Genomic DNA, 22,129 nt, shown 5'->3' with positions numbered 1-22,129 from the left:
TGAGCCAGGTGTAGGGGGGGGGCGCCCTCACATCACGCGGCGCGCCGTCAGGTAGCGCGAGGACCAGTAGGTCTCATCCAGACTGCTCATCATCACCCCCTGCGAGGTGGAGGCGTGCAGGAATTCCTCGCCCTCCACGATGATGCCCACGTGGAGGGTGGCGCGTCCCGTGCGGAAAAAGACCAGGTCGCCGGGACGCAGAGCCCCGCGGTTCACGCCGCGGCCCTCCTGCAGCTGCTCACGGGTGTAGTCGGCCACCTCCACCCCGAAGTAGCGGTCAAAAACGATACTCACGAAACGTGAGCAGTCCACCCCCTCCTCGCTGGACCCGCCCAGCACGTAGGGCGTGCCGCGCCAGTCGCGGTATGCCTGCTCGAGGGAGGCCTGCATGGTGCGGGCGGGCGATACGGCCGCCATCACGCGGGCGCGTTCCCCTCCCCCGGAGGACGAGTCCGCACGACGCCCGCTTTCCGCATCGGAGGGGCCCTGACCGCGCGGCACCACGCCGCAGCCGGAGATCAGCCAGAGGGCAAATAGTGACAGGATGATAGTACGAATGCGCATGGGGTCGTCCGCTTAAACTCTCCCCAGAATAATCTATATTTAGGGCGTGAAACACAACCTGCACCAACCTTACCGCACGTCATGCAACTGCTTGTGAACGTGGACCACGTCGCCACCCTCCGCAACGCCCGCGGAGAAGGCTATCCCGATCCGGTGGAGGCCGCCCGGGTCTGCGAGGATGCGGGCGCGGCCGGCATCGTCTTCCACCTGCGCAAGGACCGGCGGCATATACGCGACGCCGACGTCTTCGCCCTCAAGGAGGCTGTGCGCGGCAGGCTGGACTTTGAAATGGCGGCCACCGACGAGATGCTGCAGATCATCCGCAACGTCAGGCCCGACCTGGTCACCCTGGTGCCAGAAAGCCGCGAGGAGCTCACCACGGAAGGGGGACTCAGCATGCGTACGGTCTACGACGATTTCCAGACGAGAGTTTTTCCCTCCATACGGGAGACCGACATCGAGATCAGCCTTTTTGTAGACCCCGAGCCCGAGGATATCGAGTTGGCCCACGAGCTGGGCAGCGACGCCATCGAGCTGCACACCGGCACCTACGCCAACGCCGGGAGCGACGAGAAGCGTGAGAAGGAGTTGGAGCGCCTGGCCGAGGCCGCAAAGCTGGCGCACAGCCTGGGCATGAAGGTAAACGCGGGACATGGACTCAACCTGGACAACCTGGAAGCGATGGTCACCCGCGTGCCCCACCTGCACGACGTGAGCATCGGCCACGCCCTGGTGTCGAGCGCGCTCTTTATGGGACTCGACCGGACGGTACGGGCGTTTCTGGAGATTATGAACAAGGGGCTGGACGGATGAGCGACAAAGCCCACAAATCGGGGTATATCGCCATCATCGGCAAGCCCAACGCGGGGAAATCCACCCTGATGAACCGTATCCTTGGCCAGAAGATCTCCATCACCACCCATAAGCCGCAGACCACCCGCCACCGCATCCTGGGCATCCACTCCGAGGAGGACCTGCAGATCATCTTCCTGGACACCCCCGGGGTAATCGACCCGCGCTACGAGCTTCAGAAGGCGATGATGCGCACGGTGGACCGCGCCCGAAGCGACGCCGACCTTATCCTGCTGATCGTGGATGTGGAGGACCCTATAATCCCGGGGCGCATATTCCAGGCCTTTAAATCCACCACCCAGCCCGTGGTGCTGGTGGTCAACAAAATCGACACGGTAGACCGCGGCGTGGCCGAAGGGGTGGCCGGAGAGCTCCATGCCGACTACGACTTCGAGGAGACGGTCTACGTCTCCGCCCTCACCGGCGAGGGCATCCAGGAGCTTATGGAGCTGGTCAAGGCGCGCATGCCCGAGGGACCGCCCTACTATCCAAAGGAGATGCTCAGCGAACAGCCGGTACGCTTCTTCGTGGCCGAACTGGTGCGCGAGCAGCTCTTCCTGCAGTACCACCAGGAGCTTCCCTACTCCTGCACGGTGGATGTGATACAGTATGACGAGCGGGAGGACCTGGACTACATCAACGCCGAGGTGATCGTGAACCGCGACTCCCAGAAAGGCATTCTCATCGGCAAGGGCGGCAAGGCCATCAAGGAGCTGGGCAAGGCGGCGCGGGAGACCATCGAGGATTTCGTAGGCAAGAAGGTGTTTCTCGATCTCCATGTCAAGGTGCGCGACAAGTGGCGCGACAATCCCAACATGGTGCGGAATTTCGGCTACCGGTAGCGGCCTGTCACAGCTCCCTGCGGCAACATCCTGCCTGAAGGAGCACAACCCCCCATCACCAGCTGCCTGCCACCCCGGCAACTCTTTTGGCTTTTTTACCGTCATTAAGTACCATGTTTCTGAACTTCGACAATCAACCAGGGATCACTATGAAAAACGTTATCCTCACGGGCCTCTTCCTGGCCCTTCTTATCGCCCTCTCACCGGCCATCGTCCCCGCCGGCAACGCCGCCGCGCAGGACGGGCAGGTCACCTTCGCCTCCGAACCAACCGTCTCCCCCGACGGGTCCACCGTAGTCTTTAGCTACGAAAGCGACCTGTGGCGCGTACCCGCATCCGGCGGCACCGCCGTGCGTCTGACCGGCATGGACGGGGAGGAGGCCGCCGCCAGCATTTCTCCTGACGGATCCCGGCTGGCTTTCACTTCCAACCAGTACGGCAATGACGACGTGTATATCATGCCCCTTGAGGGGGGACCGGTGACCCGCCTCACCTACCACCAAGCCGGCGACCAGGTGGAGGGCTGGAACTGGGACAGCGAGCAGGTATACTTCCGCTCCGACCGCGAAAACCGTGTAAGCGTCTACGCCGTCTCGCCCGGGGGCGGCACGCCCGAACGCCTCTTCGGGCACTACCACAACACCGTGCACAACCTGGCGCCACATCCCGACGGGGAGACCTACTACTTCAACGAATCGTGGGAGAGCCTCAACCAGGTGCACCGCCAGGGCTACCGCGGTCCCTACAATCCCGACATCAAATCCTATAACACCTCCACGGGCGCCTACGCCGTCCTGACCGACTGGGAGGGCAAGGACCTGTGGCCCATATTCGACCGCAGCGGTACCCTATGGTTCGCCTCCGACGAGGCCAACGGGCAGTACAATCTCTACCGCCTGGACGAGGACGGTTCCAAGGAGCGCCTCACCCGATTCGGCACTTCCATCTGGAACCCCGCGGTTTCGGCCGACGGCAGCACCATCGTTTTCGAGCGGGAATACCAGCTCTACACCTACAACACCGCCAGCGGCAACACGCGCAGGATTCCCATCAACATCTACCGCAACAGCACCCTGGCCAAGGAACAGAGCTTCAGCACCGAAGACAACGTAGAGGCCTTCGACGTCTCCCCCGACCAGAAAAAACTCGCCTTTGTCTCCCGCGGGGAGCTCTTCGTGTCGGACGCCGAGGGCAAGTTCATACGCATGATCGACACCAATCCCATGGGACGCGTGCTGGAGGTGAAGTGGATGGACGACAACCGCACGCTGGTCTTCAACCAGACGGTGGACGGCTACCAGAACTGGTTCACCGTCGCCGCCGACGGCAGCGGGCAGGCCCGGCAACTCACCGACGATTCGCAGAACAACCGTATGCTGGCCCTCAACCCCGACCGCACGCAGGGGGTCTACCTGAGCGGCCGCGACGAGCTTCGGCTGCTTGACCTGGAGACCTTGGAGAGCGAAACCATCGTGGAGGACGAGTTCTGGGGCTTCCAGAACCAGCAGCCCGTCTTCTCGGCCAACGGCGAGTATATACTGTACACCGCCCGGCGCGACTTCGAGCACGACATCTTTGCCTATCATGTGGAGAGCGGAGAGACAACCAACCTGACCAACACCGGCGTCTCCGAGAACAGCCCCCTATGGTCGCCCGACGGCAGGTACATCTACTTCTCCTCCACCCGCACGGCCGCCTCCTACCCGCGCGGGGGCGGCGACACCGATCTCTACCGCATGGCACTCGACAAGTACGAGGAGCCCTACCGCTCGGAGCGTTTCGATGAGATGTTCGCCGAAGAGGCCGACTCAACCGCCGCAGAGGGCGAGGAAGACAGCGGCTCCGCAACAGACTCCTCCATTACCATCAACACCGAAGGGCTGATGGACCGCCTGGAGCAGATCGGACCCGGTTTCGGTTCGCAGAATCCCCTGCACGTGCTTCAGGAGGACGAAACCACCCACCTTCTCTTCCTGAGCAACCACGACGAGGGTCAGACCTCACTTTGGGTCACCTCCATGGCGCCCTTCGAGCAGACGCGCACGCGAAAGGTGGAAGGAGTGAACTGGGTGAGCAGCACCACCGAAGTGGACGGGCAGGTCTACGGCCTCTCCGGCGGCGCCATTTATAAAATCAATGTCTCCGGCGCTTCGGCCAGCGAGATCACCACCGACCACGACTTCCGGCGCAACCTGCGCGCTGAATTCGACCAGATGTTCGAGGAGCTCTGGGCCAACATCCAGGAGAACTTCTACCACGAGACCCTCCACGACACCGACTGGGAGGAAGTCCGGGACCGCTACCGCGGCTACCTCCCCCACGTCAACAGCCGCAACGATTTCAGCCGCATGATGAACATGATGCTGGGCGAGCTCAACTCCTCCCACCTGGGCTTCAGCACCTTCGGGGCCGAGGAGCAGGAGTACCACGAGACGGTGACTCTCGCCACGGGCATCCTTTTTGAGGATGAAAATCCCTATACGGTAAGTCGCATCGTATCCGACAGCCCGGCCGACGTGACCGGCAAGGACATCCAGGCCGGCGACGTGCTGACGGCGGTGAACGGCAAGGTGGTGGACCACGGAGCCAACCGCGAGAGGTATTTCTCGCGCCCCTCCATGGAGTCCGAGATCACCCTCACCTTCGAGCGCGGCGGCGAGGAGCACTCCGTCGACCTGCACCCCACTTCCTACTTCGGCCTTCGCACCAGCCTGTACGACGAGTGGGTGGACCGCAACCAGCAGGTGGTGGACGAGAAGTCCGGTGAGCGCGTGGCCTACGTGCACATGAAAAACATGGGCGGCGGGGCGCTGCAGAGCTTCCTGGAGGAGATGACCTCCGAGGCCTACCAGCGCGATGCGCTGATCCTCGACCTGCGCTACAATACCGGCGGCAACGTGCACGACGCGGTGCTGGAGTTCCTCTCGCGCCACAAATACCTGGAGTGGCGCTACCGGGAGGGCGACAACGCCAGCCAGCCCAACTTCACGCCGGCCGACAAGCCCATCATCCTGCTGCAGAATGAGCAGTCGCTCAGCGACGCCGAGGTGACCGCCGCCGGCTTCAAGGAGCTGGGGCTGGGCACCGTCATGGGCAATGAGTCCTACAACTGGATCATCTTCACCTCCGGCAAGGGACTGGTGGACGGCTCCTTCTACCGCCTCCCCTCCTGGGGGGTCTACACCCTGGAGGGACAGAACCTGGAGAAGATCGGCGTAAGCCCGGATATTTACGTGGACAACACCTTCAAGGACCGCCTGGACGGGGACGACCCCCAGCTCATGCGCGCCATCGAAGAAGCGATGAGCCAGATGGGCGATAACTAGGATGGGCAGCCGCTATCTAAGATGCTTCTGCAAGCGTCATTATCATCACTTCATTAGCATTGTCAGTATGATCAATACCGAAAATTTTATTGGCACTCACATCATATATGCGAAATAATGAGGGGACTACTATCTTCCTCATTTCATTCGAGTTTCGATCAATAGCCAAAAGTGTACCATGATCTGGACTTTCCTCATAAAGGGTAAAGAAATAGTTTGAAGGCCCTACCACAAAATCCCTGAAATGAGGGAAGTAGTTGCCTTCTCGTATCACTTTCTCAATATCAGGAAGATTTTCAACCTCGAGACGTTTCAGTTTGAATGATATTCTTTTGTCTGTCTTATGGGGACGCGGGATTTCAGGAACGAATTTATGTATTTCATCAATCTGGTTTAATTGTCTGGCTGAAACAGATATCCTGTCAGAATACGAATAGTAAAAAGTGTTTTCTTCAAGGTCCCATTCCGTTTCGTAGCCAAACGGCTTGTCAACCTTCAGATCTTGATAGGTATATAATTCATTCCCCGGCACCTTAAACAAGCTATCTTCCATTTGAAGATCAGCCCCCAATGAAAATGCGAAATACTCGGAAATTTCTCTGGTTTGTGATTGCGACAGATCCTTAAACAACCCAATATTGCCTGAAGGAGTATTGTAAAATTCACTAAAGCTATAAGAGTCATATGGTTGAAGTGCACGTTCTTCTTCAAGACTAAACTGGCCTTCATTTACTGAATAGACCAAAATTTTCCTTAATCTTGCATCGAATAAATATACACTTTTATTGAATCCAACATGCATTTGATTAATCTGAGTGTACTCTCCCGGGCCTCGTCCAATATTATGGATACGGTCAATTACTTGCCCCTCTTCATCTATCAATAGTATTGTCCATGGTTCACTGGCTAATACCAATGCCATTTCCTGATCATAAAATTCAACTTGCATTGGACTATATGCCTCAAGATCAGATTCGGTAAGTTGTAATTTATGATCAATCTTGATGGTGGGAAGTTTAGAAATAAATTGTCGATAATCGCCTGGATTGGATCCAGTATTATTCGAACAAGACAGACAAAGTAGTGCAACAAATAGGATGGGAGCTACAAAACGCATATAAATGATAATTACATAATTAATAAGACGACCCATGTAATTGGGTCGTCTTAAAATTATTGGAGCCTCGAGAATTGCTCAATTCTCTTCAACACATATTATATATGATGCATGGCACCCTTGACGAAAAGCGAGCCACTGATCAAATTGTGTGTCCTCATCATACGGATTCAAATCATAACATTCTAACAAATCCCCCTCACAGGTTTCCCCTGCTGTGATACTCAAAGGCATCACGATTGAAAAGGAAATTATAATAAAAAATACGATAAGTATGCGTTTCATAATACACCCTCATGAGTTTAGTTAACATTATGGAGACTAAACCTGCCTCCTTAGTATTACTACAAATAATATGATCTAACCTGTCAATATTTTTCTCTGTCTATTTGCCAACATACTTTTAAAGTCAGATATATGTTTAGTGACTCAACAAAAAGAAAATTGTAGTAGGAAACCTCCGTAAATCATTTCGTACCTGACTCAATCCTCCCGCAAATTTTCTTACCTTCGATAGGAAGGCAAATCTGATAATTATCTCTCATGAAGCATAAGAGTTTCACCCCCCTCCTGCTGGCCTTGCTGTTACTGACTGCCGGCCTCGTGCTCGCCCCCGGCATCGCCCACGCCCAGGAGCAGCAGACTTTTACCCGCGCCGACACCCTGCGCGGCAGCATCACTCCGCAGCGCGCCTGGTGGGAGGTGGTGCACTACGATCTGAATGTGAATGTGCAGCCTTACGACACCCTGATCACGGGTTTCAACCGTATCACCTACCGGGTGGCCGACACGGTGCGCGCCATGCAGATCGACCTGCAGGAGCCCCTGCAGGTCGACCGCATCACCCAGGACGGGGAGCCGCTGGCCTACAACCGCCAGGGCAGCGCCTTCTTTGTGCAGATGCCGCAGGACCTGCAGGTGGGTGATCTTCACACGGTGACCGTCTACTACCAGGGCGCGCCCCGCATTGCTCCCAACCCGCCGTGGGAGGGCGGCTTTATCTGGGCCCGCGACGAGCAGGCGCGTCCCTGGATCGCCACCGCCAACCAGGGCCTGGGCGCCAGCGCCTGGTGGCCCACCAAGGACCATCAGTCCGCCGAGCCCGACAGCATGCGCATCAGCATCACTGTGCCCCAGCCGCTGATCAACGTCTCCAACGGACGGCTGACCGGCAAGCAGCAGAACGAGGACTACACTACGACGTGGACCTGGAAGGTGGAAAACCCCATCAACAACTACAACGTGGCGGTGAACGCGGGAAACTACGTGAACTTTACCGACACCTGGGCCGGCGCGCGGGACACCCTCGACCTTAGCTACTGGGTGCTGGACTACAACCTGGAGAAGGCCAAATCGCAGTTTCAGGAGGTTAAGCCCATGATGAGCTGCTTCGAGGAGTGGTTCGGGCCTTATCCCTTTTACGAAGACGGTTTCAAGATGGTGGAGACGCCCCACCTGGGCATGGAGCACCAGAGCGCCATCGCCTACGGCAACGACTACCAGATGGGCTACAACGGCACCGACCTGTCGGGCACGGGCTTGGGCATGAAATTCGACTTTATCATCATCCACGAGGCCGCCCACGAGTGGTGGGGCAATAGCGTGACCTCCAGAGACATCGCCGACATGTGGATTCACGAGAGCTTCGCCAACTATGCCGAAAACCTCTATGTGGGATGCCGCTGGGGGGAGAACGCCGGGGCCGACTACGTAGTGGGCACCCGATCACGTATCCTTAACAACGAGCCCATCATCGGCACATACGGGGTGAATGACAAGGGCTCCAGCGACATGTACTACAAGGGCGGCAACATGCTGCACATGATCCGCCAGCTGGTGGACGACGACTCGCTCTGGAAGTCGACCCTGCGGGGCCTGCAGGAGGAGTTCCGCCACCGGACCGTCACCACTGGTCAGGTGGAAAGCTACATAGACGAGCGTACGGCGGTGGACCTGGAGCCGATCTTCGACCAGTATCTGCGCCACACCGACATTCCCACCCTGCAGTACTACCTGGACGGCGGGCGGCTCTACTACCGCTGGAAGGCCGACGTGGAGGGCTTCAACATGCCGGTCCGCATGCGCTTCTGCCAGGCGGGCTTCTGCCGGGTGCAGCCCACCACCGGTGAATGGCGCTCCATCCCCACCGACCTGGAGGAACCCGGGCAGTTCGAGATGGACCGCAACTGGTATGTGCGGCTTCAGCACGCTCCACCGGATGCTGAGCTCGGACCGGAGGAAGTGGCCGCCGCCGCGGAGGCGGGCGAGGCGACCATGGTTTGCTCCTGTGAGGAGGAGGACTGATCATGGCACTCCGACGCATCTGGCACGGCTGGACCACCCCCGAAAACGCCGACGCCTACCAGTCCCTGCTTCTTGAGGAGATTATCCCGGGCATCCGCGATAAAAACATCCCGGGCTACCGCGGCATGGAGGTGCTGCGCCGCAGGACCTCCCGCACCGGCGAGGTGGAGTTCATCACCATTATGGCCTTCGATTCGCTGGAAAATGTCATCGCCTTCCAGGGGGAGGACTACCGCCGCGCCTACGTGCCCGAGAAAGCGCGGAAGGTGCTCAAGCGCTGGGACTCCCACGCCTCCCATTACGAGGTGATGGCCGATATCAGCTACTGACGCCGTACAGCCTGGCATATCATTCCCGCTATCGGAGGTCCCGCTCCTTCCAGATACGCCAGCCCGTCACCAGCAGGCCCGCCAGGGTCAGCGGAAGTACAAAAACCAGCATGATGTTGTTGAAGAGCGGCAGGTACTCGTGCTGGGTGGCGTCCAGCACCAGGTAGAGAGTGTAGGCCAGGTAAAAAGCCAGGAAAGCGCCCCCCTCCCACCGGTCCAGCTGCTCTCCCTCGATCATGAAGGGGAGGCAGACGATACTCACGGCAATCACGAAGGGAAGGTCCAGTGCCAGCGCGCCCGGCGAGACCTGCAGTCCCCCGCCGTCCAGCAGCGCCGCAAGCCCCAGCACCAGAAGCAAGTTGAAAATGTTGCTGCCCACCACATTGCCTACCGTCAGGTCGGGCTCGCCCTTCCAGGCCGCCGCCACCGAGGTGGCCGCCTCCGGCAGGGAGGTGCCCAGCGCCACGACGGTGAGTCCAATAACCAGGTCGCTCAGCCCTACCATACGCGCCGCGCTCACCGAACTGTCCACCAGCCAGGTGGCGCCCAGCACCAGCATGGCCAGTCCCACGACAAAAAGCAGCGCCTGGCGGAGGAGGGAAGCCTGCGCGCCGGAGGGACCGGTTCCGGGGATCCCCGGAACGGGGTCGGCGGCAGTTTCGCCTTCGGCGTCTGCCTCCCCCGTCACGGACCGCGCCTGGCGCACCTGAAGCGCCAGAAATCCCAGGAAGAGCGCCAGCAATACCGCCCCGTCGCCGGCGCCCAGAACCCCGTCGAGGGCCAGCAGGTAGACCAGCAGGGAGACGCCGATCATCACCGGGATGTCCACACGGATCAGGCTCAGGCGGATGCGCAGGGGCAGCACCAGCGCGCTCACCCCCAGGATAAAAAGGATGTTAGCGATGTTGCTGCCCAGCACGTTGCCCAGGGCCAGTCCTGAGTTCCCGCCCATGGCGGCCTCAAGGCTGACGGCGATCTCGGGGGCGCTGGTGGCGAAGGCCACCACCGTAGCCCCTACCACCACGGCGGGGATGCCCGCGCGCCGGGCCATGCCCGAGGAGGAGTCCACCAGCAAGTTGGCCCCGAAAAAAAGCAGGGCCAGTCCGGCCACGAAAAAGAAAATGAGGGAGATCATAATTACTCGGTTTTCCCGAAGATAACAGACCTCATGAACAATACCGCCTCTCCGTCCATTTCCATTTGACGTTTCGACTCTGTCCCTGTATCGTTCGGTGCATCAAAACTCCTCCAACGCTAAGACCACATCGCCATGACCGTCTCCTGGGAGGGCATCTACCCCGCCATCACCACCCCGTTCACCGAAGAGCACGACCTCGACCTGCCGCTCTTCCGCAAGAGCGTGCGCGCGCAGATCGACGGGGGCGTACACGGACTGATCATCGGGGGCTCCCTGGGGGAGGCGAGCACCATCACCAACGAAGAAAAATTCCGCCTGGCAGAGGCCGCCAAAAAGGATGCGCCCGATGATTTTCCTATTATCATCAACCTGGCGGAGTCGACCACCGCCAACGCCGTCGCCCTGGCCGAAGCCGCCGGGGAGCGCGACATGGACGGACTTATGGTCCTGCCTCCCATGAAATACAAGGCCACCGACCGGGAGGTGGTCGCCTGGTTCGACGAGATCGCGGCCTCCACCGACCTGCCCATCCTGGTCTACAACAACCCGGTGGACTACGGCATCGAGGTGACCCTCGATATGTTCGGGGAGCTGATCGAGCACGACAACATCCAGGCCGTGAAGGAGTCCACCCGCGACCTGTCGAATGTGACCCGCATGAAGAACCGCTTCGGCGACCGCATCAAGATTCTCTGCGGGGTGGACACCCTCGCCCTGGAGAGCCTGCTGATGGGCGCCGACGGCTGGGTAGCCGGGCTGGTGGACGCCTTCCCGCGGGAGACGGTCGCCATCTACGAGCTGGTGCAGCGCGGGCGCCGGCAGGAGGCCGTGGAAATCTACCGCTGGTTCATGCCCCTGCTGGAACTGGACATCACGCCCCAGCTGGTGCAGAATATCAAACTGGCGCAGCAGGCCGAAGGCATCGGCTCCGAGCACGTGCGTCCCCCGCGCCTGCCGCTGATCGGTAAGGAGCGGAAACGTGTTGTAGGTATTATAGAAGAGGCCATCGAAAACCGGCCCGAGCTGCCGGATTTTAACTGAGGCCGCCTGACCAGAACGGTACCCGGCCGCGGGCCACGGATTCGCAACAGGCTACGGCGAGGCCGACACACCCGAAATTTTCAAGCCAAGCAAGTATACCACCATGATCGAAGGACTGAATATCATCGGATACGACACCGCCGAGAACGTTGCCGACACCTTTACGCGCAAGGACCCCTCCAGCGGGGAGACCCTCCCAGGGAAGTTTCACCGGGCCGATCAGGAGGCCATCGATGCCGCCCTTGCCAAAGCCGACGAGGCCTTCCAGAAGTACCGGCTGACGAGCGGGGCCGAGCGCGCCGAATTCCTGGAAGCCATCGCCGACGAGATCGAGGCGCTGGGCGATACCCTCATCGAACGGGCCATGCAGGAATCGGGGCTTACCCGCGGCCGCCTGGAGGGCGAGCGGGGACGCACCACCGGCCAGCTCCGCATGTTCGCCGACCTGGCGCGTGACGGCTCCTGGTGCGACGCCCGCATCGACACGGGCGATCCCGACGTGCGCTCCATGAAGGTGGCTATGGGACCCGTAGCGGTTTTCGGGGCGAGCAACTTTCCGCTGGCCTTCTCCACGGCGGGCGGCGACACCGCCTCCGCCCTGGCGGCCGGCTGTCCCGTGGTCGTGAAATCGCATGAGTCCCACCCCGGCACCAACGAGCTGGCGGCCCGCGCGGTCCAAAAGGCCGCCCGTGACTGCGACATGCCCGACGGGGTGTTCAGCTCGCTGAACGGCGCGCGCAAAACAGGAGCGCTGCTGGTCGAGCATCCCCTGCTGAAAGCAGTGGGCTTCACTGGCTCCTACAGCGGAGGCAAGGCCATCTTCGATCTGGCCTCCCGGCGCGACGAGCCCATACCGGTCTACGCCGAGATGGGCAGCGTGAACCCGCTCTTTCTGCTGGAAGAAAAACTGGCGGAAGACACCTACGGGCTGGCCGACGAGCTGGCCGGCTCGGTCACCCTCGGCGTGGGACAGTTCTGCACCAATCCCGGCGTAATCGTCGGCATGGCCGGCGACGACCTGGAAGCCTTCAAACAGGCATTGGCCGACAAGCTGAAGGGCGCCGAGGCGGGATGCATGCTCAACGAGGGCATCGCCAAAAACTATCGCGAGAAGAGGGCTGGACTGCTGGCACAAAAGGGCGTGCAGACGCTGGTGAGTCGCAACGGGCAGGAATCCGGCAACCTGGGCGCCGGGGCGATGGCCGGCGTATCGGCTGGTGATTTCCTGGCCAATCCCGAGCTTCAGGAGGAGGTATTCGGTCCCTTCACCCTGGTGGTGGCATGCGAGGACGAAGCTCAGCGCCTGGAGGTGGTCCGCGCCCTAAAGGGACAGCTCACCGTCTCCTTCATGGGCACCGATGACGATTTTACCGGCAACCGGGAGCTCATCCAGGCCGCCCGTGAGATCGCCGGACGGGTGATCTTCAACGCGGTGCCCACCGGCGTGCGGGTCTGCGACGCCATGCACCACGGGGGACCCTTCCCAGCTACCCTTGACGTCAAGTTCACCTCCGTGGGCACCCGCGCCATCGAGCGCTTCGCGCGTCCCCTCTGCTGGCAGGACGCCCCCCGGGAGCTGCTGCCCGATGAGCTGAAGGACGGCAACCCCCTGGGCATCCGCCGCATGGTGGACGGGGAGTACGGAACGGACTAAATTCACCCCTATGTCCCAAAAACGATTTTTCTGCATTGACGGGCACACCTGTGGCAATCCCGTCCGCCTGGTGGCCGGCGGCGCCCCCCGGCTGGAGGGTGACACCATGGCCGAAAAGCGCCGGCACTTCATGCGCGACTACGACTGGATCCGCACGGGTCTTATGTTCGAGCCCAGGGGTCACGATATGATGTCCGGCAGCTTTCTCTATCCCCCGGCCGATCCCGCCAACGACACCGGCATCCTCTTCATCGAGACCAGCGGCTGCCTCCCCATGTGCGGCCACGGCACCATCGGGACCGTCACCTTCATGCTGGAGGAGGGGCTGGTCGAACCGGCCGAGCCCGGCACCGTGCGCCTGGAAGTACCCGCCGGGGAGGTCACCGCGCAGTACACGATGGAGGAGGACAGGGTCACCTCGGTGAAGCTCACCAATGTGGCCAGCTTTGTATACACCACCGGCCTCCGGGTACAATGCCCCGACCTGGGCGAGCTGACGGTGGACGTGGCCTACGGGGGGAATTTCTACGCTATCGTGGACCCGCAGGAGCACTTTCCCGGCCTGCAGGAGTTCCAGGCCGGGCAGCTCATCCGCTGGAGCCGCACCCTGCGCGATCGCCTCAACGAGGCGCATGAATTTGTACATCCCGAGGACGAGCACATTCACGGACTGAGCCACATCATGTGGACCGGTGAGCCGCTCGATGCCGGGTCCACCGCCCGCAATGCGGTATTCTACGGCGACAAGGCCATCGACCGCTCGCCCTGCGGCACCGGCACCTCCGCCCGCCTCGCCCAGTGGCACGCCCGCGGCGACCTGGAGACCGGCGAGCCCTTCGTCCACGAAAGCATCATCGGCAGCCGCTTCACCGGCCGCGTGGAACGCACCGCCAAAGTGGGCGACTACGACGCCGTTATTCCCAGCATCGAGGGATGGGCCCGCATCACCGGCTACAATACCATTCTTATCGACGAAGACGATCCCTACGCCCACGGCTTCCAGGTGATCTAATCACACTGATCCGATGACATAAAAAATCCGGCCGCGTTGCCACAGCCGGATGGGATGTGATAGGTTGGCGATCTCCTCTATTCGGCGTAGGCCTCCTCCCCGTCGCCGTTGTTGGCCGAGACGATGAGGCGATCCGGAGCGTCCAGGAACTGCTCGTAATCGCAAGGCATCTCCGCCTTCTCATCCGGCTGCACGTCCCATGTGCCGCAAATACCCCCGGCTTCGGTCAGGTCGACGCCAAAGGGCGGATTGAAGTCAGTACTGCTGAGCGTGATCGTGATGAAAAAGCCCTCGTCGATGTAGGCGTCGCTCTCCTCCGTAATTTCCGAGGTGGTGATTTCGCCTACCTTGGTCGAGTTGTCGCTGGACAGGATAAGGTCGAAGGTGCGTGTCTCAGTAGCTCCGTCTTCCGAGGAGGTGGGCGAATCGCATCCGGCCAAGGCCAGCATGCCGAAGGTCAGCACGGCCATCAGCAATGATCGGAGGAAGGCGAGGTTAAAAATTTCAAACGCACGTGTCGTAAAGATCTCCATGGGGCGATAGTCGATTTCTCTTGCGATTTGTGAATAGAAACTCGCTCAGTATCCCCTATTTAAACGAAACCCGCAAGTTTATATGAGACCCGCAAGGCGAATTCCGGGATATTCTTCCATCGGATGTTCCCAATCCTGACCGGCCGTAACATGCACCTATAGATTATCCACCGGACTGTTGACTCCTCGACCGCCCTTGTTCAGCACATGGGTATAGACCATAGTGGTCTTTACGTTGTTATGCCCCAAAAGCTCCTGCACCGTGCGAATGTCGTATCCGTCCTGCAGCAGGTGCGTGGCAAAGGAGTGACGAAAGGTATGGCACGAAGCCCGCTTGGCGATGCCGCTACGATCAACCGCCTCTTTCACCGCGCGCTGTATAAACGAATCGGATAGGTGATACCGGTGAAGGATGCCCGTCTGCGCGTCCTTCGCCACCCGGCGAGACGGGAAAAGATATTGCCAGCGAAACCGGGTATCCTCCCCCGGATACTTCCGCGCCAGCGCCTTCGGAAGCACTACCCGGCCGCATCCCCTCCTCGTGTCTCGATCATGCAACACCTTCCGCCGCGCAAGCGCCTGCTTCAACGCGGGAACCACGGCCGCCGGCAAAACCGTGTGCCGGTCCCTGTCCCCCTTGCCGCTGCGTACCGTAATTTGCCGGTAACTCAAATCAACGTCCTGCACCCGCAGGCGAAGCGCTTCCGAAATACGAAGGCCCGAGCCGTACAGCAGTTGCGCGACCAGTTTGGGGATGCCATCAAGGTTGCAAAGAATTAATTTCACCTCCTCCCGCGTCAACACTACGGGAAGCCTTCTGGGCTTTTTAGCACGCTTCAAGTTCTCAAGAAGAGGCAATTCATGATCCAGCACTTCCCGGTAAAGAAAGACCAGTGCACATAAGGCCTGATTCTGGGTAGAGGCGGCCACCTGGCGCTGAACAGCCAGGTAATTCAGAAAAGAAGCGATTTCTTCGGGCGAAATATTCCTCGGATGCTTATAGCCGCAATAGCGTACCAGGCGCCTGGCCCACCCCACATACGCATTTACCGTCCGCCAGCTGTAATTCTGCCGCCTGAGTTCATTACGAATAGAATCAAGAAACTTGGAACGTCCCATTTCATCAGCATAGCATTAGCAGTATACCCAGATATGAGACACCCGTCCACCCCACTCCTTACAACGCCTCTTACATAAACACCGGTAGTTACGTCAAGATGTTATATCAAGATATTACATCAACGCCCATGCCCAGCACCCTAACCCAGAGCTCCCCGACAGGCATACCAGTTGCTTGATATGCCATTATCAGCTACGTTACTGGGTGTAAGACTATGTTAGGCACACTTCAATATTGCACTTTCAAACTATAAATTAGACCACTGGGGGCTTCTTTCCACTTCCCCATGGCATGGCTTCGCATATATCCGGTGGAATTAAAAAATGCACCTGTCGCATACATAGGAGCATAAACATGATTTTTATTTGTCAGCCACTCAAAAATGACATAAAAATGTTTCTGTTCTATATATATGTCATGCTTGTTAAAATCACAGGTGATCCATCCTTTATCTTTGGTCGAAGTAGTTATTACGGCTTGCGGTATCAAGTTTCTTCCAGGCCTTTTGGAGGATGAATCAACAGCAGCAATACTGCATCGCATTTTCAGGGAATCATTTTTATTTCTTTTCAAGAACATCCTGGCATGGAGTAATTTTAACGGCAAGAATCGATTCCAGTTAACTCGAAATGCAAAAGCAGCCCCAATTCTATCCCCTCCTCGAGCTAAACCACGAGCTCCACTTCCCAATATTGGGCGTACTTTTTTGCCAATCCATTTGGTTTCTGGTCGATTATCAGTGACAGTAATTTCTTTCATTTGATAGGTTTTCGGCTGAAGCCTGAGTGGGGAATTTGATTCTAAAACCGATGAGAGCAGATACTTTTCCGTTTGATAACCAATGGCAGAAACTTGCAGTGTGTCGTCTCTATACTTCTGATCTAATTCCAGCGTAAAAGTCCCATCTTGGATTGAAGCAGTTCCCACATGTTCAGCCTGTATACCTACGTGGGCATAAGGTATGGCCTTATCACTTTCGGCATCTAAGATAATGCCTTCAACAATCAACTTAGACTGTCCGAAGCAGAAAACTGGTATGATTAGTAAAAATAGTAGTGGCAGATAATATTTCATAAGTAAACATTACGAACACTCAATTTACATGTTACAATAGTAATTACTTTCATCCCCAAAAGGTACGTGTACCTAACCCCGCGCATTAACTCTGACAGGCCTCGCCTATTCTTGCCTCCCTTCCATTTATTAGTTACTCTTTCATTTTACCATCAATTCGACACTCCGGCGCCTGCAGGTTATGCGCCATGTCGTTAGCCTGCCTATCCCTGCCTAGCTATTGCACTTAAATTTGGTATTGCATATAATACCATTATGGAGCGCCCACAGATTGTCCTGGATACAAATATTCTGTATGCAGCACTTCGTTCTAAGCGAGGCGCGTCCTACAAATTACTTTCCTTGATCAACTCCGGAAAGTTCGAAATAAATTTATCTGTTCCCCTCGTTATTGAATACGAGGATGTTCTCAAAGGAAAGCAGGACATGTTAACCATTTCCACTTCCCGGATTAATCAATTACTGGATTATCTGTGCAAGGTGGGTAATCTGCATGAGGTATTTTTCCTATGGCGGCCCATCATCGGAGATCCTGAGGATGACATGATTTTGGAACTGGCTGTCAAAGCTCAATGCGATTACATCATCACATACAACAAACGAGACTTCCGAGGTATACATCGATTTGATATTGCCGTGGCCGATGCCAAAGAATTCCTCCAAATCATAGGTAAACTCCCATGAGTACGCTAAGTGTAAGACTCCCCGACTCCCTGCATAAAAAACTGAAAGAACTTGCCGAGAAAGAAGGGGTCTCCATGAATCAGTTGATTACACTGGCTGTATCAGAAAAAATGTCTGCCCTACTGACGGTCGACTATTTAAAGGAACGAGCCGAGCGAGCTGATCGAGACGCTTTCAACAAAATCCTGGAACAGGTTCCAGACACCGAACCTGAGGAGTACGACCGTCTCGATTAACGGGCAGGCTAACCAGAGCATGAACCTATCGCAGCCTTGCCTTTCCAGGAATAATCGGTCAGATTAGATTTTGGAATCTGCGGTAGGCTTTCCAATCACTGCGCAGGTTATGCTCCAGACGTTATACTCCTTTTCCTCTCGTACCCGTTTTCAGATAACACAGAGAATAGCTACATTAAAATATGTCTGAAAAAGAGCTCATAGAACAACTCAAAAAGCTTCCCTCTGAAGCCCAAAAAGAAGCGGCGGACTTCGTGGAGTTCCTATCCCAGAAGTATCTCCAAGGAGAAAAAGAGCCCGCATCCTCAGATACATCCATTCTTGAGAGCTCCTTCCGTGGGATGTGGAAGGATCGAGAGGATATGCAAGATAGCACCCGGTGGGTCCGCAATATCCGGAAAAGCCGTTGGGCCAATTAATCGTTGCTCATGAAAGAGCAAGTCTTGGTTGATACAGATATACTTATTGATTTCGGGAGAGACAAAACCGAAGCCGTGGACACAATGGCGTATCTCGAGAATGAATACACGATTGCCATAAGTGTCATAGTTGCCATGGAGCTATGCGCCGGCTGCCGTAGCAAGAAGGAGCTGAACAAAATCGAGGAGATGATTAAGGATTTCACGCTCCTGCATATCACAAGCCCGATTTCAGAAAAAGCCTACGACTGGATGAAAAAGTACCGATCCAAGCACGGTGTCGAGATCAATGATATGTTGATTGCCAGCACAGCCCAGTATAAAAGCATCAAATTGATCAGTAAAAATCAGAAGCACTACAAATTCCTTCCTGATTTAGAGCTTCTGGAATACCCACTAGAAGGAGTATAACAAGCGTTTCAAGCTGTCGTGGCCCTGCTTTTACCGGGGATATCCCACAGATTGGTAGTGAACAGGCATTACCATCGCTGAAAATCCCCATGCAGCTTAAACGCCGCAACGTTAGCGCAAATACCCGTACTCTCTGTTGAAAGTTGTGAGAGCTTTTTCTTTTAAGTAAACTGCATCAGTATACACATCAGATCAAATATGTATGCAAGCAGTCTCTGATATAGAACGGCAACTTCAAGAATTAAAACCTGTGCTCGCCCATAAGTATAAGGTCAAAGAGATTGGTGTATTCGGTTCCTACGCGAAAGGGAAACAAACTGACACCAGTGATATTGATATTCTAGTTGACCTCCAGGAACCTTTGGGGTGGGATTTAATCGACCTAAAGGACTTCCTTGAGACCGAATTGAATCATCCTATTGATTTGGTAACCCGCAATGCGTTGAAGGAACAACTCAAGGACAAAATTCTGAGTCAGACTATTTTCGTATGACTGCCAAGGATCGCGACTTCCTTTTCTACTTGGAGGATATGCTTGAGTCTATGCGGCGCATTGAAAAGTATACCGAAGATTTATCCTACGAGCAGTTCAAGGAGAGTGATTTACGGACGGACGCAGTCGTCCGAAATCTTGAAATAATTGGAGAGGCCGCAAACAATATCCCGGAAGATATTTCGGGTAGTTATCCCCGTATCCCTTGGAAGAAAATGTATGGGCTACGAAATCTGATCGCTCATAAATACTTTGGCATCGATTATGAAAATATCTGGAAAATCATCTCCAAGCAGATGCCAGATAACATTCAGGATTTAGAAAAAGCTATTGAAGTTGAGAAGGCGAAAAAAGAGGAAGAGAATTCACCAGTCGCCGACGATTCTGAAGAGTAACTTGCGCTAACAAGCGTATGAACCTGATGTGGGACTGCTTTTCAAAGTGTTCCTGTCAGATTAATATCCTGAACTTCAGTCGGTACCGAATCCCCACACAGGTTATGCTCCACACGTTAGCCCTACTATGTTCTCTCCCTACTTTCCCGCACTGCTTGGTTGAGGTCTTCAATATCTAATCCAGAATTCACGCCCTCAATATCCAACGGAGAGTCCGTGTACTTTATCGGTTTAATCACAAACGTCTGTCCATCTCGCCTTTTGATTTGTACCTCCCCCTCCTGGCGAGCATCATCCAATAGTTTAGCCAGCTTTTGACGAGCCTGAGAATATGTATATACTTTCATCTTTAAACCTCAATTACATTCAATTCTATTTCTCGGCCGATCTCTACTAATTGTCTATCTAAACTTATCAGTGGCGACCGGTATTGTTGAGCACAATCCAATACATAGGCATCATATGCATAAATTCCATGCGAATTAGCCATTTTGAGCGCTTCCGGCAACCGCAGCTTGGTTCTGCGAATGGGAATCGACTCAAATTGACTGATTACTTGCATCGCCTGTTCCAGTGTTAATCGGTTTCTTTTGAACATCGCAGACAGGGCGTTCCCTACCTCCGCATCCAGACTGCTGGGAGCCAGAAGATCATGTCCTTCCGTAGCTTCGATGATGGCATTTTTGTGCTTCTCGTTTAAAAGTACGGCCAACAATGCTGATGTGTCGATCGTGATATCCATACCTTAATATAACAATTGTACAACTAAGATATTCTTTTTTTATAGGTGGGGCTAACCATGCAAATTAACCTGACGGGGATCAGCCTCCTTGGCCCTCTCTTGCAGTTCCCGTTTAGTCTGTTAAATTACAATCTTAGTATCCATGCAGGTTATTTGCCAGACCGTTATACCGCAAACAAAGAAGATACATTATGAAATATGAAGCCTTGAATTTCGAGGAAAAATTTGACCTATTTGACGAGCAATGGACCCCTAAAGTCATTGCCGAAATGAATGACTACCAATTTAAACTTGCAAAAGTAGAAGGAGATTTCATTTGGCATAGCCATGAGGATACGGATGAAACATTCATTCTATTAGAAGGCGATCTACGCATTGATTTCCGAGATGGATCTGTAAACTTGGAAAAGGGCGAAATGTTTGTTGTCCCTAAAGGCGTTGAGCACAAACCTTTCGCTGAAAATGAGGCGAAATTATTGTTGATTGAACCCAAGGGCGTCATAAATACAGGAGAAAAAGGTAAAACCGAGCGTACTGCTAAAAATGATGTTTACATTTAGATTTAAAAGTAACTCAATAAGGTTTACGGTATAACCAGCGCATTAAAGTAACAGGCCTCGCCTATTCTTGCCCGCCTCCCATTTATTGATTAACCTTTCATTTGTAAACAATTTCAATACGTTGGTGCCTGCACCTTATGCGCAATGTCGTTAGCACGCTGAGCAGGACCTATAAAGATCTCCATATTGCTATATAATTTGTGCGTCCACTTAGTTATAATGGAATAGGATCTAACCACTAACCCTGAAAATAATGAGTGCCGACACCAAAGAGCTGAAAGAACTACTTCACGAGAGTATAGAGAATATTGACGACGAGGCCTACCTGCAAACCGTCAAAGAGCTTCTTGACAGGAAGTACAAAGCTCGAAAAATCACCCTATCCTCCCATCAAATAAATCGAATTGAGGAAGCTAAAAATAGTATCGAACAGGGTGATTACCTTTCCAATGAACAAGCAGATGAACTCGTCAAGAAATGGCTAAACGAATAATTTGGTCACCGCAAGCTACGGCCGACCGAATTCAGATATTAGATTACTGGTATAGGCGTCTGGGGACGAAAAGATATTCAGAAAAATTAGACGAGATCTTCCGCAATACCATCCAGTTGCTTGCTCGCCATCCGATCCTTGGCCGTTATAGAGAAGAGATTGATGCCCGGGTATTTGTGAAAGACGACTATCAGATATTCTACAGAAATACCGAGAATACTATTCACATTCTCCATCTTTGGGACAGCCGACAGGACCCGGAAAGGTTAAATCTGTAGTACTGAAGGCTCAGTCGTGCTAACCAGAAAATTAACCTGACGGGGCCGTGCCCTTTCAAAGCTGGGTTTCTTGCGGTTCCCGGATTGTCTGTTAAATTAAGACTGTAGCCCCCCGCAGGTTACTTGCAGCAACGTTAGGTCCCCATATTCCCATCGTTTAATCGCTAGGCGGTCTCCAAGTTTCCTTCCAGTAATTTTCCGATCTCCTGTTTGGAAACTCCCAGCTTAAGAAGTGCTTTGATCATCAGATCCAATGAAGTGCTGGGATCACCCGCCTCCATCTTTGCAACCCTGGATTGGCTGGATTCCATCGCCTCAGCCAGGTCCTCTTGCGTCCACCCTTTTTGGGTTCTACGAGCCTTAACCAGACTACTGATCTCCAGTCGAATTTCTATGTAGGCCTCCTCCTCAGGGGTGAGATTCAAGAAGTCTCCATTATTTCCTACCCGGTATCCAAGCTTTTCCAGTTTTTTCCACTGTTTCTTACCCATAAGTGACCTCGATTCTATGAT

Annotated in this window: 24 protein-coding genes; 16 read left to right on the top strand and 8 right to left on the bottom strand. The window is 55.2% G+C overall.

Going from position 1 to position 22,129, the window contains the following annotated elements:
• Positions 1-27 precede the first annotated feature (27 nt).
• On the bottom strand, positions 28-564 hold the full coding sequence (locus U5K31_10800; protein MDZ7773208.1) for an NlpC/P60 family protein: 537 nt from the start codon (positions 562-564) through the stop codon (positions 28-30).
• Positions 565-645: 81 nt separating this feature from the next.
• Between U5K31_10800 and U5K31_10795 the strand changes: the two genes are divergently transcribed.
• The 3 genes from U5K31_10795 to U5K31_10785 all read left to right on the top strand — a co-directional run bounded on the left by U5K31_10795 (position 646) and on the right by U5K31_10785 (position 5,584).
• Positions 646-1,377 carry a pyridoxine 5'-phosphate synthase gene (locus U5K31_10795; GenBank protein ID MDZ7773207.1) on the top strand — a complete coding sequence of 244 codons (732 nt, stop codon included), beginning with the start codon at positions 646-648 and terminating at the stop codon, positions 1,375-1,377.
• Complete coding sequence (gene era / locus U5K31_10790; GenBank protein ID MDZ7773206.1) at positions 1,374-2,258, top strand: GTPase Era; 885 nt, start codon at positions 1,374-1,376, stop codon at positions 2,256-2,258. The genes U5K31_10795 and era overlap by 4 nt, the downstream gene beginning before the upstream one ends.
• Positions 2,259-2,407: 149 nt before the next feature.
• A complete protein-coding gene (locus U5K31_10785; protein MDZ7773205.1) occupies positions 2,408-5,584 on the top strand; it encodes a S41 family peptidase in 3,177 nt (1,058 codons plus the stop codon).
• A gap of 16 nt (positions 5,585-5,600) precedes the next feature.
• Here U5K31_10785 and U5K31_10780 read toward each other — a convergent pair whose 3' ends face one another.
• Positions 5,601-6,737 carry a 6-bladed beta-propeller gene (locus tag U5K31_10780; protein MDZ7773204.1) on the bottom strand — a complete coding sequence of 379 codons (1,137 nt, stop codon included), beginning with the start codon at positions 6,735-6,737 and terminating at the stop codon, positions 5,601-5,603.
• 507 nt (positions 6,738-7,244) lie between these two features.
• On the opposite strand from U5K31_10780, the gene U5K31_10775 reads away from it, so the two are divergent.
• Both U5K31_10775 and U5K31_10770 read left to right on the top strand, forming a co-directional pair.
• Positions 7,245-9,005, top strand: a complete 1,761-nt coding sequence (locus U5K31_10775; GenBank protein ID MDZ7773203.1) for a M1 family metallopeptidase — start codon at positions 7,245-7,247, stop codon at positions 9,003-9,005.
• 2 nt (positions 9,006-9,007) lie between these two features.
• Positions 9,008-9,334 carry a hypothetical protein gene (locus U5K31_10770; protein ID MDZ7773202.1) on the top strand — a complete coding sequence of 109 codons (327 nt, stop codon included), beginning with the start codon at positions 9,008-9,010 and terminating at the stop codon, positions 9,332-9,334.
• 28 nt (positions 9,335-9,362) lie between these two features.
• Here the strand turns inward: U5K31_10770 and U5K31_10765 are convergent, their stop codons facing one another.
• The gene (locus U5K31_10765; protein MDZ7773201.1) at positions 9,363-10,469 is read right to left on the bottom strand and encodes a calcium/sodium antiporter; all 1,107 of its coding nucleotides are present in this window, start codon (positions 10,467-10,469) and stop codon (positions 9,363-9,365) included.
• Between the two features lie 135 nt (positions 10,470-10,604).
• Between U5K31_10765 and U5K31_10760 the strand changes: the two genes are divergently transcribed.
• From U5K31_10760 to U5K31_10750, 3 genes are all read left to right on the top strand, one after another.
• A complete protein-coding gene (locus U5K31_10760) occupies positions 10,605-11,513 on the top strand; it encodes a dihydrodipicolinate synthase family protein (protein MDZ7773200.1) in 909 nt (302 codons plus the stop codon).
• A 103-nt stretch (positions 11,514-11,616) separates the two neighbouring features.
• Complete coding sequence (locus tag U5K31_10755; GenBank protein ID MDZ7773199.1) at positions 11,617-13,167, top strand: aldehyde dehydrogenase (NADP(+)); 1,551 nt, start codon at positions 11,617-11,619, stop codon at positions 13,165-13,167.
• A gap of 10 nt (positions 13,168-13,177) precedes the next feature.
• Positions 13,178-14,179 (top strand): 4-hydroxyproline epimerase, encoded by a 1,002-nt coding sequence (locus tag U5K31_10750; protein ID MDZ7773198.1) that lies wholly within the window; start codon positions 13,178-13,180, stop codon positions 14,177-14,179.
• Positions 14,180-14,256: 77 nt separating this feature from the next.
• Here U5K31_10750 and U5K31_10745 read toward each other — a convergent pair whose 3' ends face one another.
• From U5K31_10745 to U5K31_10735, 3 genes are all read right to left on the bottom strand, one after another.
• Positions 14,257-14,712 (bottom strand): hypothetical protein, encoded by a 456-nt coding sequence (locus U5K31_10745; protein ID MDZ7773197.1) that lies wholly within the window; start codon positions 14,710-14,712, stop codon positions 14,257-14,259.
• A 156-nt stretch (positions 14,713-14,868) separates the two neighbouring features.
• The gene (locus U5K31_10740; protein ID MDZ7773196.1) at positions 14,869-15,831 is read right to left on the bottom strand and encodes an integron integrase; all 963 of its coding nucleotides are present in this window, start codon (positions 15,829-15,831) and stop codon (positions 14,869-14,871) included.
• Between the two features lie 229 nt (positions 15,832-16,060).
• A complete protein-coding gene (locus tag U5K31_10735; GenBank protein ID MDZ7773195.1) occupies positions 16,061-16,906 on the bottom strand; it encodes a carboxypeptidase-like regulatory domain-containing protein in 846 nt (281 codons plus the stop codon).
• Positions 16,907-17,161: 255 nt separating this feature from the next.
• On the opposite strand from U5K31_10735, the gene U5K31_10730 reads away from it, so the two are divergent.
• The 6 genes from U5K31_10730 (at position 17,162) to U5K31_10705 (ending at position 19,544) form a co-directional block, all read left to right on the top strand.
• Positions 17,162-17,590 (top strand): putative toxin-antitoxin system toxin component, PIN family, encoded by a 429-nt coding sequence (locus tag U5K31_10730; protein MDZ7773194.1) that lies wholly within the window; start codon positions 17,162-17,164, stop codon positions 17,588-17,590.
• On the top strand, positions 17,587-17,826 hold the full coding sequence (locus tag U5K31_10725) for a toxin-antitoxin system HicB family antitoxin (protein MDZ7773193.1): 240 nt from the start codon (positions 17,587-17,589) through the stop codon (positions 17,824-17,826). Before U5K31_10730 ends, U5K31_10725 begins: the two co-directional genes overlap by 4 nt.
• 182 nt (positions 17,827-18,008) lie before the next feature.
• Positions 18,009-18,245, top strand: coding sequence for a DUF2281 domain-containing protein (locus tag U5K31_10720; GenBank protein ID MDZ7773192.1), 237 nt, complete (start codon positions 18,009-18,011; stop codon positions 18,243-18,245).
• Positions 18,246-18,254: 9 nt separating this feature from the next.
• A complete protein-coding gene (locus tag U5K31_10715) occupies positions 18,255-18,656 on the top strand; it encodes a type II toxin-antitoxin system VapC family toxin (protein MDZ7773191.1) in 402 nt (133 codons plus the stop codon).
• Positions 18,657-18,858: 202 nt separating this feature from the next.
• Positions 18,859-19,149, top strand: coding sequence for a nucleotidyltransferase family protein (locus U5K31_10710; protein MDZ7773190.1), 291 nt, complete (start codon positions 18,859-18,861; stop codon positions 19,147-19,149).
• Positions 19,146-19,544, top strand: coding sequence for a DUF86 domain-containing protein (locus tag U5K31_10705; GenBank protein MDZ7773189.1), 399 nt, complete (start codon positions 19,146-19,148; stop codon positions 19,542-19,544). Before U5K31_10710 ends, U5K31_10705 begins: the two co-directional genes overlap by 4 nt.
• 349 nt (positions 19,545-19,893) lie before the next feature.
• On the opposite strand, the gene U5K31_10700 is transcribed toward U5K31_10705, so the two are convergent.
• On the bottom strand, positions 19,894-20,286 hold the full coding sequence (locus U5K31_10700) for a type II toxin-antitoxin system VapC family toxin (protein ID MDZ7773188.1): 393 nt from the start codon (positions 20,284-20,286) through the stop codon (positions 19,894-19,896).
• A gap of 191 nt (positions 20,287-20,477) precedes the next feature.
• Here U5K31_10700 and U5K31_10695 point away from each other — a divergent pair, with 191 nt between their 5' ends.
• Together U5K31_10695 and U5K31_10690 are read left to right on the top strand one after the other, a co-directional pair.
• Positions 20,478-20,846, top strand: coding sequence for a cupin domain-containing protein (locus U5K31_10695; protein MDZ7773187.1), 369 nt, complete (start codon positions 20,478-20,480; stop codon positions 20,844-20,846).
• Between the two features lie 253 nt (positions 20,847-21,099).
• Positions 21,100-21,339, top strand: coding sequence for a hypothetical protein (locus tag U5K31_10690; GenBank protein ID MDZ7773186.1), 240 nt, complete (start codon positions 21,100-21,102; stop codon positions 21,337-21,339).
• 442 nt (positions 21,340-21,781) lie between these two features.
• On the opposite strand, the gene U5K31_10685 is transcribed toward U5K31_10690, so the two are convergent.
• A complete protein-coding gene (locus tag U5K31_10685; GenBank protein ID MDZ7773185.1) occupies positions 21,782-22,108 on the bottom strand; it encodes a helix-turn-helix transcriptional regulator in 327 nt (108 codons plus the stop codon).
• Positions 22,109-22,129: the final 21 nt, after the last annotated feature.

Source organism: Balneolaceae bacterium, assembly GCA_034521445.1.
Lineage (GTDB): Bacteria > Bacteroidota > Rhodothermia > Balneolales > Balneolaceae > JAXHMM01.
Note: the sequence above shows the minus strand (reverse complement) of the source record. Positions and strands in the feature narration are given on the sequence as shown.